Source organism: Terriglobus sp., assembly GCF_965201105.1.
Taxonomy (GTDB): Bacteria; Acidobacteriota; Terriglobia; order Terriglobales; family Acidobacteriaceae; genus Terriglobus.
In genome coordinates this window covers 3,575,633-3,592,228 of sequence record NZ_OZ241741.1, presented here as the reverse complement: position 1 = coordinate 3,592,228, position 16,596 = coordinate 3,575,633, and the positions used below count along the sequence as shown (strand labels likewise).

Genomic DNA, 16,596 nt, shown 5'->3' with positions numbered 1-16,596 from the left:
AGAAAAGCCATGAGCGCGGTGACGCCAATCTTCACGACGGCGCTGGCGAAGTACTGGGCTGCGCGGTCCAGGTCCTGGTCCGAGCGTGCGTCCAAAGCCGTCTTTACGAATTAGTAGAGGTCCTTGCAGCCGTCCACTGCACCCCAGCCGCAGAAACCGAGAGCAGCGATGAGGAGTGCGTCCGCAAATTCACCAACGCCGAAAGCCTGCGCGACAGCCAAACCAACGAGGGTGGCCACCATGAATGACAAGTTCCTTGGGGTAAGAAAGGCTTTGAACTGGGCGGCGACGTCCCCCGGCATGTAGGCGGTGCTTCGCAGGATCGCCTCTTTTACTTTTTCCTCGCGCGATAGAGCGGAGACGTTCTGCGGAGCCATGTGGACCCCCTCTGAATATTTATAACTATGTTCTATTGCTTGTCGCCGACCGGCGGTTACCGCGAAAAAAGTGCCAGTCGAGCACCGTACCATTCAATGCGTCGACGGTCACCATCGTCATGGGTCGAGACTCGCCCAACGTAAGCACATATACGATTCTGGTGCCCTTGTCGGGGTTCCGCACGTCGAATGGAGGCCTTTCGAGAGTTGCCTCGCCTGGTTCTTCTACTTCCAGGTGGTTGTTAGCGGCATATTGATGAAGGCGGTTGAGGATCTCTTCTTGCGGAAGGATTCGAGGATCGCTGCGCCAGCCGTCGTTTCACCAGCCCCTTAGCCACATTTTCAAGCTCATACCGTATCCTCTTGCCGGGCCAGAGTGGGGGCGAATAAAACAAAATGTCAGATGCACCGGAGGCTAACTGTACGGTGTATGCCAGTCGAACACAGCACCGTTCACTGCGTCGACCTTCACCGTTGTCGTGGGTCGGGAGTCACCAAGATAGAACACGTAGACGGGTCTGGAGCCCTCACTGGCGCTCTTTGGATTGATCCAATGGTTTTCCAAGTCGACGTTGACTGGTTCTGTGACCGGCAGATTGTTCGCTGCGGCATGTTGCTTGACCCGATCAAGCGCTATTTCCTTCGAAAGGATGGCCCTTTTACTGTGCCAATCCTCACCCCACCAGCTTCTTAGCCACCTTTTGAAGCTCATATCGTATCCTCTAGGCGCGCCAGTGTTGGGGCGAACAGAACAAGACGTATCGCTCATTCTGAGGCTAACGCGAACCTCTACGCCACGCGAGGATCGTGCCATTCGCGGCGTCGACATCGACGAACGTTGCGGGATGAGTGCTTCCGAGAACGTAGGCATACACCCAGCGTGCCCCAGAGTTCGGATCGTCAACATCGACGTACTCCCTTTCGAGCCCGATGAGCTGCGGCTCAAAGAATCGCAGACTGTGAGCGGAGGCGTACTCTCGCATACGCTCCACCACGTCATGCTCGGAGAGAATCGCTGGCGGAGATGGCCGGTCCTCTCCGATAAATTCACGCCACAATCTTGCTAGCCTCACAGGCTGTCCTCTTCTGCTGACTCACCGGATCGTTTGAGTCGCCCCACCAGCTCTAGACCAGGATTTCAGGTGCAAGCCTACCTCCTGGGCCTAATTGCCCATTTCGAGCTTGACGTATTGCTGGGGGGTCGAGCTCTGGCGTGAACGTCATGGTCAGCGTGTGGTTGCTGCCGCCGCCGCCGGTGTTGTGAAAGGCGCTGATCCACCCGCGAAAGGTATAGGTGCAGATGGCGTCGAGCTGGCTCTCGTCGGTCCAGAACTCAATTTTCATGTCGACGATCTTGTCGCGGGTGGTGGCGTTCGACAGGTCGTAGAGCCGCTTCAGCGTAGGGAACGGCAGGTTGGTGGTGTCGTTCATATCGACGGAGCAACTGAAGTTGTACAGGGGACGGCCAAGTGCTGTGTGGTGAATCTTCTTTACGCACACGGTGCCCTGCGGGCGTGGGCAGAAATGCAGGTTTCTCCACTACGCAGGACGATGGAGCTGTCCTGCTCCGGTCGAAATGACAGGTCTTCAGTCGCACTAGATTTGGTCAGACAGATTTGTCATCGGCATTCCACTGAAGACATGCGCTGTTTCGACTCCGACGTGGAAGCTGAAGGTGTTGAACTTCAGTCCCATCGACGACGACCGTGGTGTTTGAGGGTTGTAGAGCCATGTCACTCCAGCGGTGATTCGTTTCCCGTCAGTGTACCGGGAGGGGCTGAGAATGACCTGAGGCGACGGGAAACTCCTACAGCTCAATGGGTGGGCGTTTCCTATGCGAGGGTGAATCGGTAATAAGCTGCTGCTTCGTTTTCTCGTGCAAAGACTGGCGGATGACTTTAAGCAGGCGTTTGCCGGCGGGGAAGCGCGGGTGTAGCGAGACGCCTTGCAGGCGCGGGCCGTGAATATAGTTGCGGTGGTCCGGCGCGGGGCAGGCGTCTGTGATCCAGCCGGCGTGGCTGCGCATGAGAAGGATGAGTTGCTGGTTTGCGCTTGAGGGCTTGTGCGTGCTGGCGTTCGCGGCGGCATTTGCATTGACGGCGGCGTGGGCGCGTTCGGTAAGGAAGCGCTGGGCGGCGGCGACGGAGGGCATGGTGCCTCCGGCGCGGGTCTGGTAGCGCAGGCGGGAGCTGTCGCGGGAGCGGTAGGGGAAGAGTTGTACGGCAGCGATTTGGTTGGCGAGAATGTGCAGGGCTTCCTGATAGGTCAGGCCGTTCTCGGCGGTGAGCGCGTCGAGGATGGGGCGAAGGCGCTGCTCCCACCAGAGGAAGGAGCCCGACCATGAGAATCGCGGGTCGAGGTGAATGAACGGGAAAGGGAACGGTTCGGCGGGTGAGCGCAGGCCGTGAAGGTGTGCTTCGCGAAAATCCGGCTGCGACTCAAGATAGTAGTCGGTGTTGTCGAACCCGGGGTTCTTCAGGAAGAGCAGAACGCGGGCGCGGTCGAGGTCGCCCCAGAAGGGTGCGGGCAGGTGGGACAGGTGCACGTCGGTGTCTTTGCTGCCGAAGCGTGAACTCTTCAGATAAGCCGGCCAGTCCAGGTACGGCTCCCGCAATGGGGCGGGCCAGTGCTGCTCCATCCAGGCGCGGTCCTCGGGGTGAACGCCCAGTTCGCCCGCTCGCCATTGATAGCGCCGCCAGAACTGGATCAGGTCTTCGGCCACGGTGTTCACCGTAGCAGGACTCGCGTGAGGAACGTTTTTCGAGTGGGCGGCAAGCGTTCGAGCTGCGGCTTTTCGGCCCGAAATGACGTCTAGCGTACCAGTGCCCGTACCGCGAGTCTCACGGTTGCTGCATATGCTCTCGCAATAGCGCGGTACACTGACTGTATTCATGTTGCAGAAACAAGCAGGAGCCGCACCGGGCGTTGTGGCGGACGACGAGTCTTCGATCTGTCCGCTGTGCGTCCCGGGGCTGGGCTTCGGAGCCACGTCGCGATGAAGACACATGCCGAGCGCAGACGTCACGGTTCTTCGGGTTTGCCGAAGATCAGGGGGCTGCTCGGGCTTTTGTTCTTTCTGCTGGCGTTTGTCGGGCAGGCGTCCCACAGCCACCTGGCTCCGCCGGCCGGGCAGCATTCCATTGGCCGCACGGTTCTGAGCAATGCTGCCGCTGTCAGCAACACCGAATGGCTCCATACCGCGGGCGACGACAGCGCAGAAACCTGCCCGCTGTGTGTTTCCATGCACTCTGCCGCGCCAGCGTCCGCGCGAGGCGTGACGCACGCGGTCCAGGTGATCGCGAGCGCGACGGCGGAGCCTGTCAATGTCTTCTGGGACGAAGAAATTGCCTTTGCGCAATTGAGCCGTCCGCCACCTGCTCTCTCACGGATCTCGTAGCAGCCTTTTTGGGCCAATGACGTTTCCAGGGAGTGCGAAGGCGCTTCCCCTTTTGAGAGAGGAAAACACAATGCAACGATCGGACTTTTTCCGATTCGACCGAGTTCTGTTTGCGCTGGCGCCACTGACCCTGGCCGCCGCGGCAGTGGCTCAGAGTACATCCGGCGTGCTTACTGGCACCGCGAAAGACAGCACGGGCGCCATCGTGGCGAACGCAACCGTCACGTTGAGCAATCCTGGCAGCGGCTACAACCGTTCCGTGACCAGCGATGCTGCCGGCCGGTTCACCTTTACCAACATCCCATTTGATCGCTACCAGTTGTCCGCGAACACCGACGCCTTGCGCGCAACTGCGAAGCGGGTTCAGGTTTCTTCGCCTGTGCCGCTCACCGTGGATGTGTCACTGGCTGTGGCCGGCACGTCCACCGAGGTGGACGTTGAAGCGACGCCGGACCTGACGGAGAGCGATCCGAATTTCCACACGGACGTGGACCGGGCGATGATCGCTCGCCTGCCGGTGGAGACGCCGTCTTCGGAGCTGAGTGGGATCGTGACGGAGTTGACGCCGGGTGTCGCCGCCGACTCGAACGGCTTGCTGCACGGGCTTGGCGACCACAACGAAGTGTCGTTTTCGGTGGACGGGCAACCGATCACGGACCAGCAGAGCAAGGTCTTCTCAAACCAGTTGCCGGCAGACGCGGTGCAGTCGTTTGAAGTAATCGAGGGTGCACCTCCGGCTGAATACGGTGACAAGACCAGCCTGGTGGTGGTGGTGACAACGCGTTCCGGCCAGGGGATTACAAAGCCCACCGGCGTCGTTTCGTACTCCTACGGCTCGTTCGGCACAAGCCGCATTCTGGCCGACATGGCGTACGGAGGTCAGAACTGGGGAAACTTCATCTCGGCCAGCGCATTGCAGTCCGGACGGTTTCTGGACGCGCCTGAGTTCGCCGTGTACCACGACAAGGGCAACGAAGAGAATTTCTTCGATCGCATCGATGGGCAGCTTTCCAACGTGAGCTCGCTGCACATGAATCTGCAGTACACGCGCTCGCTGTTTCAAAATCCGAACTCCTATGACACGCAGTACGGGTTTGCGCAGCAGGGATTAACGACCGGACTGACGGACCAGCGTTCCAAGATCGAAACCTATCTGTTTGCGCCGACATATACGCGCATTCTGAGCGCCAATGCCGTGCTGAACTTCGCTCCTTACATTCGGCGCGACAGTTACAACTATCTTCCTTCGGCGAATCTGCTGAACGATCTGGGACCGATTCAGCAGGAGAGCATAGGCCAGAGGCGGTCGCTGACCAATGTGGGCGTTCACTCGGATGTGAGCATCACCCGGGGTGTGCACAACCTGAAGTTCGGCGGCATGTACCAGCAGACGTTTCTGCGCGAGAACAACACGATCGGCCTGGTGGATCCGAATCTGAACGCCGCCTGCGTGGATGTGAACGGCGATCCGGCGAGCGGTGGTCCGGAGCAGTGCTCCACGCCGGGCACAAACTCGAACTCGCAAAACCCGAACTACGCGCCGGTGCTGGCGCCGTATGACCTGACCCGTGGCGGCACGACCTACACCTGGCATGGACAGACCGATGTGAAGCAGCTTGCGCTTTACGGCGAGGACTCGATCCACGCGGGGAACTGGCAGATCAACCTGGGCGTTCGCGGCGACTTTTACAACGGCCTCGCCACGGACCGGCAGGTCGAGCCGCGCGCTGGCCTCAGCTACAACGTGAAGCGGACAGGTACAGTGTTGCGCTTGTCCTACGCACGGACACAGGAAACCCCTTTCAACGAGAACCTTGTCCTGTCGGCGAACGGCTGCCTGGACCCGGTGTTGAATGCCGTGTTCACGGCGACTGCCGGGTACTGCGATCCGGCGCCCTTCAACCCCGGTTTCCGAAACGAATTCCATGCCGGATTCAGCCAGGCCATCGGTCATCACTTCGTGGTGAACGGGGAGTGGATCTCGAAGTACACCCACAACGCGTACGACTTCAGCGTTCTGGGCGCGACCCCGATCACCTTTCCGATCGAATGGAAGAACTCGAAGATTCCTGGATACGTGGCAAGCGCTACGCTTGCGGATATGAAGGGCTTCACGGCCCGCTTCACCTTTTCGTCAGTGGCTGCGCGGTTCTTTAACCCGCAGATCGGTGGCGTGGGTGCGACGGTGGCTTCGGCCGGCGGCTTCCCGTTCCGGATCGACCATGATGAGCGCTTCAACCAGACAACGCACCTGGAGTATCGCCTGCCGCGACGGAAGAGCCTGTACACCTCGTTCAACTGGAAGTTCGATTCCGGTCTGGTCGCGGGTTCGGTGCCTTGCTACAGCGCGATCGGCGCAAATACCGCTTGCTCGGGTTACTCGTTCGATGGGAACGGCAATCCGCTTGTGACACCGGGCGGTCAACCGGCGATCGACCTGAGCAGTCTGACGGCGGACGAGCAGTTTCAGGCCGGTCTAACGTGCGACGGCGTGAAGGCGACGCAGACGCAAGGCTTCACGACCTGCGATGCCGCGGGGCTTACCTCGAAGCTGGTCAACATTCCGGCTCCGAACACCGGGGATGACGACCACAACCCGCAGCGCATTCAGCCGCGGAACATCTTTGACATGGAAGTCGGGGACGACGATCTGGTCCACTTCAGCGATCGTTATCACATCGGCGCCCGTGTCACGGCTGTGAACCTCACCAACAAGTACGGTCTGTATAACTTCCTGTCCACCTTCTCCGGAACGCACTATGTGACGCCCCGCACCATTACGGGCGAGGTTGCGTTCCGCTTCTAACCGCATCACTGGCACGAAAGGAGAAAGGGCACGGCGCAAGCCGTGCCCTTCCTTGTTGTTTTAAGAGCGGATCGCTACTGTTTCGCGATGGCCTTTGCGGCGCTGGGCTTGCGTGACGCGGTTCCCTTCAGCGCTGTCTTTTTCGCCACGGTTTTCTTGGCCGGCGCTTCTTCGGCTGTTCGCTTTGTGGCGACCTGCTTCTTCGCCGGTGCGGCCTTCTTGGCCGGCTTACCATCGGTCGCGTCCGCAACGGAGACGGCCTTTTCTTCGCTGCCGTGGCGCTTGGCAAAGAGTGCCTCAAGTTGCTGCAGCAGTTGGCGGGTGTGCATGGGCTTGACCAGCATCTGGTCGGCGCCCATGCCGTCCAGCTCTTCGTTGCCCACCGGGAAAGCGGTGAGCAGAGCAATGGCGGGCTGGTACGGCGCGAGCTTCGCGGCCTCGATGACTTCTTCGCCGGCGCGCTCGCCTTCCATGCGCATGTCGGTGATGACCATCTCGTACTCACGGTGCTTGATGCGCGATTTACCTTCGCGTGCGCTGGTCGCGGTATCCACGTCGAAGCCGCTGATTTCGAGCACAGTTTTCAAAGTGAGCAGAACGGCAACTTCGTCATCGACTAGGAGAATGCGGCGCTTCATCTAAGAAAGAAATCCTCTCGGTATGCCCGCGTCTTTTGCGCGGATGTGTGGCGCACTGCTGCGACCCAAGATGCAGCATACTCTTTTCTGCTGCGCTTCCATGTGGTTTCCTGACCGCCCGGTGCGTGTCCGTTGCGCGGAAAGCCGTGAATTTTGCGTACGTGGATGTATATTGGAGGTTGCAGCGCCGCAGAATCTGCATCCGATAGTAGGGCAGATCAAGAGCGAGCAGCTGCGGAGGCGACCCATTCCACCGTTTAACGACAAGCGTGCCCAGAAGTCCTTCATTCGCACCAACGAAAAGATTCGCGCGCGCGAAGTGCGCGTGATCGATGACAACGGCGAGCAGCTCGGCATCATGGCGCCGTTCGATGCACTGAAGATTGCGCGCGAGCGTTCGCTGGACCTGGTGGAGATCTCGCCCAATGCCGTGCCGCCGGTGTGCCGCATCCAAGATTATGGCAAGTTCCTGTACGAGAAGGACAAGTCGGAACGCGCGGCACGCAAGAAGCAAAAGGTCATCGTCATCAAGGAAGTGAAGTTCTCCGTGACGGTGGACGAGCATGATTACCAGACGAAGAAGAACCAGGCTGTGCGCTTTCTATCCGAAGGCGACAAGGTCAAGGCTTCGCTTCGCTTCCGCGGCCGTCAGATGGCGCACCGCGACCTGGGCTACAAGATCATTAATCGTCTGATCATGGACATCGGCCAGACCGGCATAGTCGAGTTCATGCCGCGCATGGAAGGCACCACGCTGCACGCGATCCTGGCGCCCAGCAAAAAGCAGGAAGCGCCCGCACCCAAGAAGCAGGCCGAGGAAGAAGCAGCACCTGTCAGTGCCTGACCGGGGCCGCCCACTTTGGTCGCTCCTCCTGTGAAGGTTGACCCATTCTCGCGTCAGCCATGTGCGTTTCGCTGCCGTCGACGATTCGCTCAATCTCTGAAAAACGTGGGTCCTGGCGAAGGCTGTCCAATGCCGGATCCACATGCACCATGCCCAGCCAGAAGCAGTGCTGTGCCGCGGCGCTGTGGAGCAAGGTGTAGGCCCTGTTCTTGTCGCCAACGCGCAGATACGCCACACCGGCGGAGTACAACCCGCACCCCTGGCGTGATCCGGAAGCCATCAATTCCAGGCGCATCTGCCAGTAGCCATGCCAGCCGGTGCGCTGGTACGTAGACCGCAGCTTTGCGATCTGCGCGGGACCGGTCTCGTCCTGAATGGAAAGCAGGTCATGCGCCACCGCATCGTCGTACAAGCCACGTTGCTCGTCGGCCCAGCTTATCCAGTTGTCGACGACGTTGGGGTGTTGCGGCTGCATCTCGCGAGCGCGTTCCAGGATGCGTAGCGCGTCGTCGTAGTGCCGAGCGAAGTATAGGACGGAAGCCTGCATGCGCACCATGTAGAAGGACAGTGGAGCGATTGCGACGGCCTGTTCGGCTTGTGTAATGGCATCGTCCTGATGGCCTTGGCTTTGCAATAAAACCGCATACCAGATGTGGCCGGTCGCATTTTGTGGACTGAGCTGAAGGCCATGGGTCAGATTGGTTTCCGCATCCCGCCATTGCCAGGTGAAGATCGTCTGGATGCAGCCGAGCGCGAGGTAGGCCTCGCCGTTGTTCGGGTCCAGGCTGATGGCCTTCTTTGCGGCGCTCTCGGCTTCCGGCACGATCAGGCGGTGGTCTATGGTGTTGGTGGTCGCGAGCGCCAGGGCGAGCCCAGCGTAACCGGGGGCGTACCGAGGTGCCAGGCTAATTACCTTCTGAAATGCCGCGGCGCTCGCGGCGCCGTTGCGGCGATCGTAGAAGTACAGGCCGCGCTGGTACTCTTCGCGCGCCTCGGCTGGAAGCGTACTGTCGGCCGTAACGCCCGGTCTGAAGGCGGAGGGTGAGTCGTCCGCAATCATCGGCACCCGCGTTGCGCTTGCAACGAACGCGGCGTTGTGTCGACGCCATTCCATGGGCGCGACGATACAAACGATGACTGCGGCGGAGAAGCCGGCGATTCGGGCGAAACGCGACAAACTGTGCAGTGCACGACCGCGGACAGACGCGGGAAAATCCGCATGCTCCTGGCCGGCGCGCATTTTCGGAGAGACCGGCGCTCCCATCGGGAGAGCGACTACGGCCGGCACAGAAGCCGCGGCGGGGGATGCCTGGACCGGTTCGGCTTCCGCGGTTACTGCGGCGACGAAGCGGTAACCGACCCTGGGCACGGTTTCGATAAAGGTGGGCGTGCGGCTGCTATCGGCGAGTGCGCGGCGCAGCAGGGTGATGCAGCGGGTCAGCGCGTTGTCGGTTACGGCCACATCGGGCCATAGCTCGTTCAGTATTTCCTGCTTGCGCACCAGCCTGCCGGGCCGCGTGACCAGGAACAGCAGCAGGTGCAGGGCTTTCGGCTCGAGCGGAATGGTCAAGCCCTCGGACTGGAGCCGAAACTCCTCCGCGTGCAGCTCAAAGCGCCCGAACCGATACAGCACGCCGTGCCTCCCCGTCGCCAACTGCCCAGTGTAGGCCATCATACGGCGGCGGTATCGGCGCGAAACAGGAATCCTCCACGGAAGATCACATCTTCCTCACGGTTTCATCACGACCGGCCGCGCCCCTCGCTTGCATGCTCAGGAGCGATAGGAGCCCTGCCATGCTTTCCCTCCCACTGCTTCGTCTTGCATTCCGAGCTGCCTCGTTCTCTCTTCTGCTGCTTTCAACCGGCATGACACGCATGGCGGTCGGCCAGAACGCAGCAACCTGCGCTGCGGATCGCGCCGCACTGCTCCCGCTGGACCAGCAGATTCAAACGCTTCAGAGCGCCGTCGTTACCCCGCAACAGATCAGTGCGCAGACGCAGCTTTATGAAAACGCCAGTACACAGCGAGCGAAGCTGATTGCCAAAGGAACCACCGACTGCGCCGCGGCCTGCAAGGTCGACCGCTCGTTGCTGACGTCGTTAGACAACCAACTTGACAGGCTTTTGCAGCAGGAGCAGAAGAACGCAGGGAGCGGGATCAATCCGTTTCCTATCCAACAGCAGATCAAGCAGTTGCGTACTACGATCCAGGGGCAGGCGGCCCTGGAAAGCAAAGATTGCGCACCGTTTCTGGATAGCCGAGTGCCCGGAAATGGAATCATTTTGCCGCATTACCAAATTCTCTTCGTGGTGTATGCCCCTCCTGGCGCAAATGGAGGCAAGGGCGTCAGCTCCGTGGATTACGGAAGCGGAAGCATGCTGGAAAGCACGGTTTCCGCCAGCAACTCGTTCTCGACCGACTTCAAAATTGCCTCAACCTTTACCGGTGGCGCCTTTGGTGATGACGTCAGCCTGGGTCTCAGCTTCGATCAATCCGAAGCAACCACCAAGAGTTCCAGTGCCGACGTAAAGGAATCCATCTCGGATGACCTAAAGGTGCCCGGACCGAGCGCGGATGGGATCGATCACAATTCCGACACGATCTATTTGTTGCTGAATCCAGCCGTTCATGTGAGTCAGTCCAAAACAGCAGCGAGCTGGTCGATGGGCGTGAACGGGGCGGTCGCCAAAATCCAGTTTGTCTACGTTAGCTGGCTTAAGCAGCCAGCCACCATGCCAGCTGGCGTGCTTCAGCAGCTGCAGAGTGCGGGCATCCAGCCCAACGATTACGGCACGATCCTGAGCGCGGATCCCTTCGCGAATGGGCCTGTGACAATCGACACGGCACGTTTCAAACAACTCACGACCGTTTACTTTTATGAACCGCCCAACAGCGCCACACAGACGCCTCTTTCTGAGACCCACGCCATCAAGGATGAGGAGCAGAATACTACCGGCAACAGTGTCGACACCTCGAGCAGCCTGGGCGTTACGGTGGGCGTTACGGTGAACGCGGTTTTCGCCAAAGTCTCTCTTTCCGTTTCTGACACGTTCACATACAAGTACGACAACTCATTCAAGCAGACGACGGACACCTCGCAGTCTGAAACCATCACCATTGGGCAGCCTGCATTCGGTTACGCCGGTCCCACGGCTCTGTACATCTACAGAGACAGCCTCTTTCAGACCTACCTGTTTTCCTTGACGCCTCCGCCGGGTGATGAGCTTCTTGTCACAGGAACGATCCTGAGCAGCACAGGCGCTCCGGAGCGATTTGCAGATATTTCGCTCACGGCCGGTGGCCGAATCTACAGGACTACCACCAATGGGAATGGCACGTATCACCTGGTGGGGCAACCTCCCAAATCAGCACAGGCGGGTGTTCTGCAGGTTGGCTCACAGCAGGTTGGTGTGATGCTCGGCCATGGCAGCATCACAGAAAACTTGAAGCTCGCGGAACCGCTGGCGCCGGTTTCAGTGCGGCGCTTCTAGTACGACACTCAATTGTCAGCCGCTGCTAGGCGAGCTGGCCGAAGCGGCTGACGACGCGGAGCTTTTCGCTACTGAGGGTTTTCTTGGCTTGCGTGCGGGCGTGGGCGGCCCAGGGACCGACGGGGTCCAGGCGAACGTAATGCATCCAGTGGCGTAGCGCCCGGCGGCGCTCGCCCACGCGCTCGTAGGCGAGCGCCAGGTTGTAGTGGGCATCGGCATATTGCGGCACCAGCTGAATGGCACGCAGATAAGCGCCGATGGCCTCAGGAAGTCGCTGCAGTTCATCCAGCACATTGCCAAGGTCAAAGAAGGCGAGCGCGTAGTCGGGATCGATCTCCGCTGCAATGCGGTAGCACTGCTCGGCTTCCGCGTAGCGACGCTGGTTGTACAAGATCGTGCCCAGGTTGACGCTGGCCGGAGCGTATGCCGGCCAGGCGGCGAGTACCTCGCGGTACAGGTCCGCAGCAGCGGACACGGTGTCGGCGCTCTCCTCCAGCAGCACGGCCTGCTGAAACAGATCCTGCGCGCGAGCAAAGCCGTTGCTCTGTGCAACCGGCGCATGACTCGACGAAGTTATGGGCAAAGCGACCGGCTCAGGCGTGGAGCGTGCGGCGCTGATGGGTGCGTCGAAATCGAAGCCGAACTGCTGCGTCAGCGGATCGAGCAGGGCTCCACCGTGGCGGACCACCAGGCGCGTTCCGTTGGGGACGGTTTGGGTTCGTTCGGAGAGAGACTCTTCGCGCAAACAGCTGCGCAACGCGGCGGCCCACTGGCGCTCTGACCGGTTTGCCGGCCTGGCGCTTCGCAGCGAGCGGAGCCGGCGCATCGCGCCCAGGTCGCGCACGGTGAAGCGGCCGTCGGACTTGCTCAAGAGGCCGCTGCGCTGCCAGGCGGCGATCTGCTGCACGGGAATGCGCAGGATGCGGGCCGCGTCCGCGGAAGAAAAGCCACTGGTCAGCGTTGCTGCGGCCATTGCTCCCCCTTCCTACATCCGCAACCACTGGGTTCGGACAGACACAAGTACGCAATAGGATGCGTCCCACTGTTGCGAGTATGCGACGGGATGTGGGCGGACTCAAGAGGTCCGGTGGGGTGGGCGGAAGAAAGACGTGGATAACGCGGGCCGAATCGGAGTTCGCCGTTGCCGTTGCGTGGCATTGCACCGTCGCGAGAGTGCGGACGCCGAGTTAACGTTTTCTGCAGTTCTCGCGAAGAGCGAAGGACGCTGCATGCGTGCCGAAGTTTTGGGGTGAGATAGGCCGGAGTGGAGCCGACGAACGGACTTGAACCGTTGACCTGCTGATTACGAATCAGCTGCTCTACCAACTGAGCTACGTCGGCCTTAGTTGTCATTCTAGCGGAAGAAGCGTGCGCTGCCCAAGTGCGCCTAGCATCGATTGCGTTGGGCGCAACGTGTACTCGTCAGGCTGGAGCAATCTTCAGCAAACTGAGTACAGAATGTGCCTGTTTCTCTTCCACGGAAAAGCGAAGCTGTCCTGGCGCGGGGTGCCGGATGACGTAGGAACACTTCTGCCGGGCAGGGTTGAAAGCACTTTCCACAAGGAACGAAAAAGCCGCCCGGCAACAGGGCGGCTTTTTCTTCAGGGAGAATAGTCCGGACGGAGGCAAAGCCATCTGAACTTTCTGGCGCAATCCTACGGCGCAGTTCAGGGCAAGTCAAGCCTTTTCGTAAGTTACTTGCTATGAAGCGATTACCGGATAGTCGAAGCGGGAAGGAAGGTTGCCTGTTCGCTCTTTATTCGCTCGAAGAGCGCAGCTTTTCCGACTTACCACGCAGGTCCAGCTTGATGATCTCCGCATCTTCCAATGAAGACAGCGGCTTACCGCGCGCCTTGCGGATGAGCGCGCGGCCGCCGCCGAACACCACGCCCAGCACTGCCGCCGCGGCCACAATGGTCAGCACCAGAATGATGATCTGCACCACCACGTTCCCTGTCTGGCTGATAGTGAACTGGTTCATGTAGCCTTCCGGCTTGTTCCAGGTGACCTGGGCGTTGTACTTAACGGCCTCGGCCAGCTTTGCCGCCTGCGACCTGGTGAAGTCACCCGTGACCAGAGCGACGATAGGACCCGAACGGCGCACCGTCGGCGAACCCGCGAGCATGCCGGCGGAAAGCGTGCGATCGCCAATTGCTTTCTCAAGCGCATGCTGCGCTTCGCCGGCAATGGTCGGCGTGGGATAGAAGATGGAGGTCAGCAGGCCGTTGCCGGCTTTGCCCGTGTAGCGTGCGGTCAGGATCTCCGGGCTCTTCGCGAAGTCGAGCAGGTTCGCCGGCACGGTCCCACCCTCGGCGGCGTAGGTGGCCGGTCCAACGGCGTAGCGTTCTGTTTCCGGCAGCAATCCGGCTTGCGGCAGGCGCGTGGGCAGCAGCGGCGGCGCACCCTTTGCGCCCATCGGCTTGGGCAACGTGCCCAGCAACTCGCTGAACGAGCCCGCGGAAACCGCCCGGGTTCCCGAGGGCGCGATCAGCACAAGCGTGTTGCCCTGCCAGAAGAGCAGCCGCCCCGCCGACACGGCGCAGTTCGCACCAAGCGAGTTGCCCCCGGCGCACGGCCGCATCGGTTCGCCGGTTGCGGTGGCGCGCTTCAGGGTCCAGCCGCTGTAGGCACCGGTGGAGTCGGTCATCTGCACGGCAGAGATGACGGCGGTTGCGCCCTCTGCGGTGTAAGTCTTCGCGTCGGTGCGCTGGACGAGCAGTTCCTTCGCAACTGCCGGGTCGAAGCTGATCGCGTTGTCGGCTGCACCGGTTGTGTGCCACGGGCCGAAGCTGTCCGGCAGCAGCGGCGTGGGCGGCATGGACACTGTGGTGGGTGCGCCGGTCGTTGCCGGTGCTTGCGCGAAGAGACTGCCGGCAAGGATCAGCGCCGAAGCTGCAAACAGGGAGGAGCGCCGCAAACGATGCATAACGATAGGACTACCCGCGCGAGAGATTCGTCACAAGCTTGAGACACCGGGGACGGGGGTTCTGTTCCGGGCGGCTGGGTTGGTCGGAGTCGTGGTTCGGGGCGCGAGGAGCGCAGCCGGCAGCAGGATGACGCAGCGGCTGTGAGGAGATGCCTGCGCGGCAGGCGAGATGGGCGAGCATGCCATGATGATGTTTGTTCCTGCCGATGCCTGTGGCCCTGGCCACGATGTGAGCGGGTGCAGGCAAGGGTGAACGGGAAGCATGCACACAGATGTGCCGCGCATCGATCGACGTACCGCCGCAAAGGCCATTGGTGTGGCTTGCGCCGGCACATGGTTGGGACCGGTGAGCATGCAGTCGCAACAGCCTGCGCCGGAGGACGCGGATGCAAAGCCGCCGGCATTGCAGCAGGCCGCGAGTGTGCGCATTGCGACGAATCAATGTGGCTACCGGCCTGGTGCGGTGAAGGTGGCGAGCGTGGTGTTTCCCGTTGGAACTCCGGCTCCGGTCGCGGACGGGACCGATGCTTTCACGGTGGAAGCCGCCGCTACTGGAGAGGTGGTGCTGCGTGGACTGCTTGGCGCGGCGCGCATGGACGCGGCTTCCGGCGACCACGTGGCGCTTGCCGACTTTTCGGCGGTGCGCACGCCTGGAATGTACCGGCTACGGGTAGGGGCTGCGGCCGGCGATCCGGTGGTGGTTGCAGAGATGGTGTACGCGGACGCGCTTCGGCTTGCGATGCGGGCGTTCTACGGCCAGCGTTGCGGTTGCAAGGTGGACCTGGGCGACGGCTACCAGCACAAGGCATGCCACAAGCGCGGCGAGTTCCACCCCACGTCGGGCCGGCACGGCAAGCTGAAGAACAGCGGCGGCTGGCACGACGCCGGCGACTACGGCCGTTACGTGGTGAACAGCGGCATCTCCACGGCGACGCTGTTGTGGGCGTGGGAGATGTTTCCTGAGGTACTGCACCGATTGCAGTTGCAGATTCCGGAATCGGGCGGGCCGGTGCCGGACTTTCTGGTGGAAGTGCGCTGGAACCTGCGATGGATGCTCAGCATGCAGGACGAAGCGGACGGTGGCGTGTGGCACAAGCAGACCAGCGACGCGTTTTGCGGCTTTGTGATGCCGGAGCAGGACAAGCTGCCGAGCGAGGTAATCGGAACGGGAAGCGTGCCGTACAAGAGCACGTGTGCGACAGCGGACTTTGCCGCGGTGATGGCAATCGCGGCGCGGTGTTACCGCGCAGTCGATGCCAGATTTGCGGAGGCCTGCCTGGCGGCAGCGCGTAAGGCGTTTGCATGGGCGCGGGCGAACCCGGAGGTGGTCTTTCGCAACCCGCCGGAAATTACCACCGGGGAGTACGGCGACCAGACCTGCGCGGATGAGCTGCTGTGGGCCGCTGCGGAGCTGTTTCGCACCACGGCCGAGCCGGAATTTCGGGGCGCTTTTGAGACAGGTCTTCCCGGGGAGTTGACCGTCACCACGCCGAGCTGGAACAACATGCTGCCGTTTGCGCTATGGACGTATGCGATGGCCGGGCCGACCGTCACGCCCGCGGTCCGGGACCGCATCGCGGCCGCAACGAAGCTGGCGGCGCAGCAGCGGACGAGGCGCTCGCGAGAAAACGGCTACGGCAACACGCTTTCCGCGCCCGACTACATCCGGGGCTCCAACTCCGTGGCGGCCAATGACGCCCTGCTCTTGCTGGTCGCGGACCGGTTTGAAACGGATGCGGCATTCCGTGCCGCTGCTCTTGCGAACCTGCACTACCTGCTGGGGCGGAACTGCTTTGGCGTGTCCTGGGTGACGCACGTGGGCTCGCGGCCGTTTCAGCATCCACACCACCGGCCCAGCCAGGCCGACAAGGTTGCGGCACCATGGCCGGGGTTGCTCTCCGGCGGACCGAACGCGCACGGCGGCGACCCAGTTGCGAACGGCATGGGCAAGCTGCCGCCCATGCGTATGTGGGTGGACGACTGGCAGGCCTATTCGATGAACGAGGTGGCAATCAACTGGAACGCGCCGCTGGTGTTTCTGCTGGCAGCGGCGAACGCGAACCTTACCTAAGTGTCAAAAGTAGGAGCCTCTGGTGTGGAGATTGCCCAATGGATG

At 61.2% G+C, this 16,596-nt stretch carries 13 protein-coding genes and 1 tRNA gene; 5 read left to right on the top strand and 9 right to left on the bottom strand.

Annotated elements, in window-relative coordinates:
* Positions 1-110 precede the first annotated feature (110 nt).
* The 4 genes from ACOFKT_RS15840 to ACOFKT_RS15825 form a co-directional block, all read right to left on the bottom strand.
* Entirely contained in the window at positions 111-377 is a 267-nt protein-coding gene (locus ACOFKT_RS15840) for a hypothetical protein (protein ID WP_419804950.1), read from the bottom strand.
* Positions 378-792: 415 nt separating this feature from the next.
* Entirely contained in the window at positions 793-1,089 is a 297-nt protein-coding gene (locus tag ACOFKT_RS15835) for a PepSY domain-containing protein (RefSeq protein WP_419804949.1), read from the bottom strand.
* Between the two features lie 413 nt (positions 1,090-1,502).
* A complete protein-coding gene (locus ACOFKT_RS15830) occupies positions 1,503-1,877 on the bottom strand; it encodes a hypothetical protein (RefSeq protein WP_419804948.1) in 375 nt (124 codons plus the stop codon).
* 307 nt (positions 1,878-2,184) lie between these two features.
* Complete coding sequence (locus ACOFKT_RS15825) at positions 2,185-3,099, bottom strand: hypothetical protein (protein ID WP_419804947.1); 915 nt, start codon at positions 3,097-3,099, stop codon at positions 2,185-2,187.
* A 315-nt stretch (positions 3,100-3,414) separates the two neighbouring features.
* On the opposite strand from ACOFKT_RS15825, the gene ACOFKT_RS15820 reads away from it, so the two are divergent.
* Both ACOFKT_RS15820 and ACOFKT_RS15815 read left to right on the top strand, forming a co-directional pair.
* Entirely contained in the window at positions 3,415-3,774 is a 360-nt protein-coding gene (locus ACOFKT_RS15820; RefSeq protein WP_419804946.1) for a hypothetical protein, read from the top strand.
* Between the two features lie 70 nt (positions 3,775-3,844).
* Positions 3,845-6,580, top strand: a complete 2,736-nt coding sequence (locus ACOFKT_RS15815) for a TonB-dependent receptor (protein ID WP_419804945.1) — start codon at positions 3,845-3,847, stop codon at positions 6,578-6,580.
* Positions 6,581-6,654: 74 nt separating this feature from the next.
* On the opposite strand, the gene ACOFKT_RS15810 is transcribed toward ACOFKT_RS15815, so the two are convergent.
* Positions 6,655-7,218 (bottom strand): response regulator, encoded by a 564-nt coding sequence (locus ACOFKT_RS15810; protein ID WP_419804944.1) that lies wholly within the window; start codon positions 7,216-7,218, stop codon positions 6,655-6,657.
* Between the two features lie 286 nt (positions 7,219-7,504).
* On the opposite strand from ACOFKT_RS15810, the gene infC reads away from it, so the two are divergent.
* Complete coding sequence (gene infC / locus ACOFKT_RS15805; RefSeq protein ID WP_419807183.1) at positions 7,505-8,062, top strand: translation initiation factor IF-3; 558 nt, start codon at positions 7,505-7,507, stop codon at positions 8,060-8,062.
* Here the strand turns inward: infC and ACOFKT_RS15800 are convergent.
* Complete coding sequence (locus ACOFKT_RS15800) at positions 8,052-9,737, bottom strand: winged helix-turn-helix domain-containing protein (RefSeq protein WP_419804943.1); 1,686 nt, start codon at positions 9,735-9,737, stop codon at positions 8,052-8,054. The genes infC and ACOFKT_RS15800 overlap by 11 nt on opposite strands.
* 119 nt (positions 9,738-9,856) lie before the next feature.
* Here ACOFKT_RS15800 and ACOFKT_RS15795 point away from each other — a divergent pair, with 119 nt between their 5' ends.
* Positions 9,857-11,554, top strand: a complete 1,698-nt coding sequence (locus tag ACOFKT_RS15795; protein ID WP_419804942.1) for a carboxypeptidase-like regulatory domain-containing protein — start codon at positions 9,857-9,859, stop codon at positions 11,552-11,554.
* Between the two features lie 25 nt (positions 11,555-11,579).
* On the opposite strand, the gene ACOFKT_RS15790 is transcribed toward ACOFKT_RS15795, so the two are convergent.
* The 3 genes from ACOFKT_RS15790 to ACOFKT_RS15780 all read right to left on the bottom strand — a co-directional run bounded on the left by ACOFKT_RS15790 (position 11,580) and on the right by ACOFKT_RS15780 (position 14,480).
* Complete coding sequence (locus tag ACOFKT_RS15790) at positions 11,580-12,527, bottom strand: tetratricopeptide repeat protein (RefSeq protein ID WP_419804941.1); 948 nt, start codon at positions 12,525-12,527, stop codon at positions 11,580-11,582.
* A 292-nt stretch (positions 12,528-12,819) separates the two neighbouring features.
* Positions 12,820-12,895: transfer RNA gene (locus ACOFKT_RS15785), tRNA-Thr, on the bottom strand.
* Positions 12,896-13,310: 415 nt separating this feature from the next.
* Complete coding sequence (locus ACOFKT_RS15780; RefSeq protein WP_419804940.1) at positions 13,311-14,480, bottom strand: DUF6599 family protein; 1,170 nt, start codon at positions 14,478-14,480, stop codon at positions 13,311-13,313.
* 274 nt (positions 14,481-14,754) lie between these two features.
* On the opposite strand from ACOFKT_RS15780, the gene ACOFKT_RS15775 reads away from it, so the two are divergent.
* Positions 14,755-16,551: a glycoside hydrolase family 9 protein gene (locus ACOFKT_RS15775; protein WP_419804939.1), complete on the top strand. Its 1,797-nt coding sequence runs from the start codon at positions 14,755-14,757 to the stop codon at positions 16,549-16,551.
* The last annotated feature ends 45 nt before the right edge of the window (positions 16,552-16,596 follow it).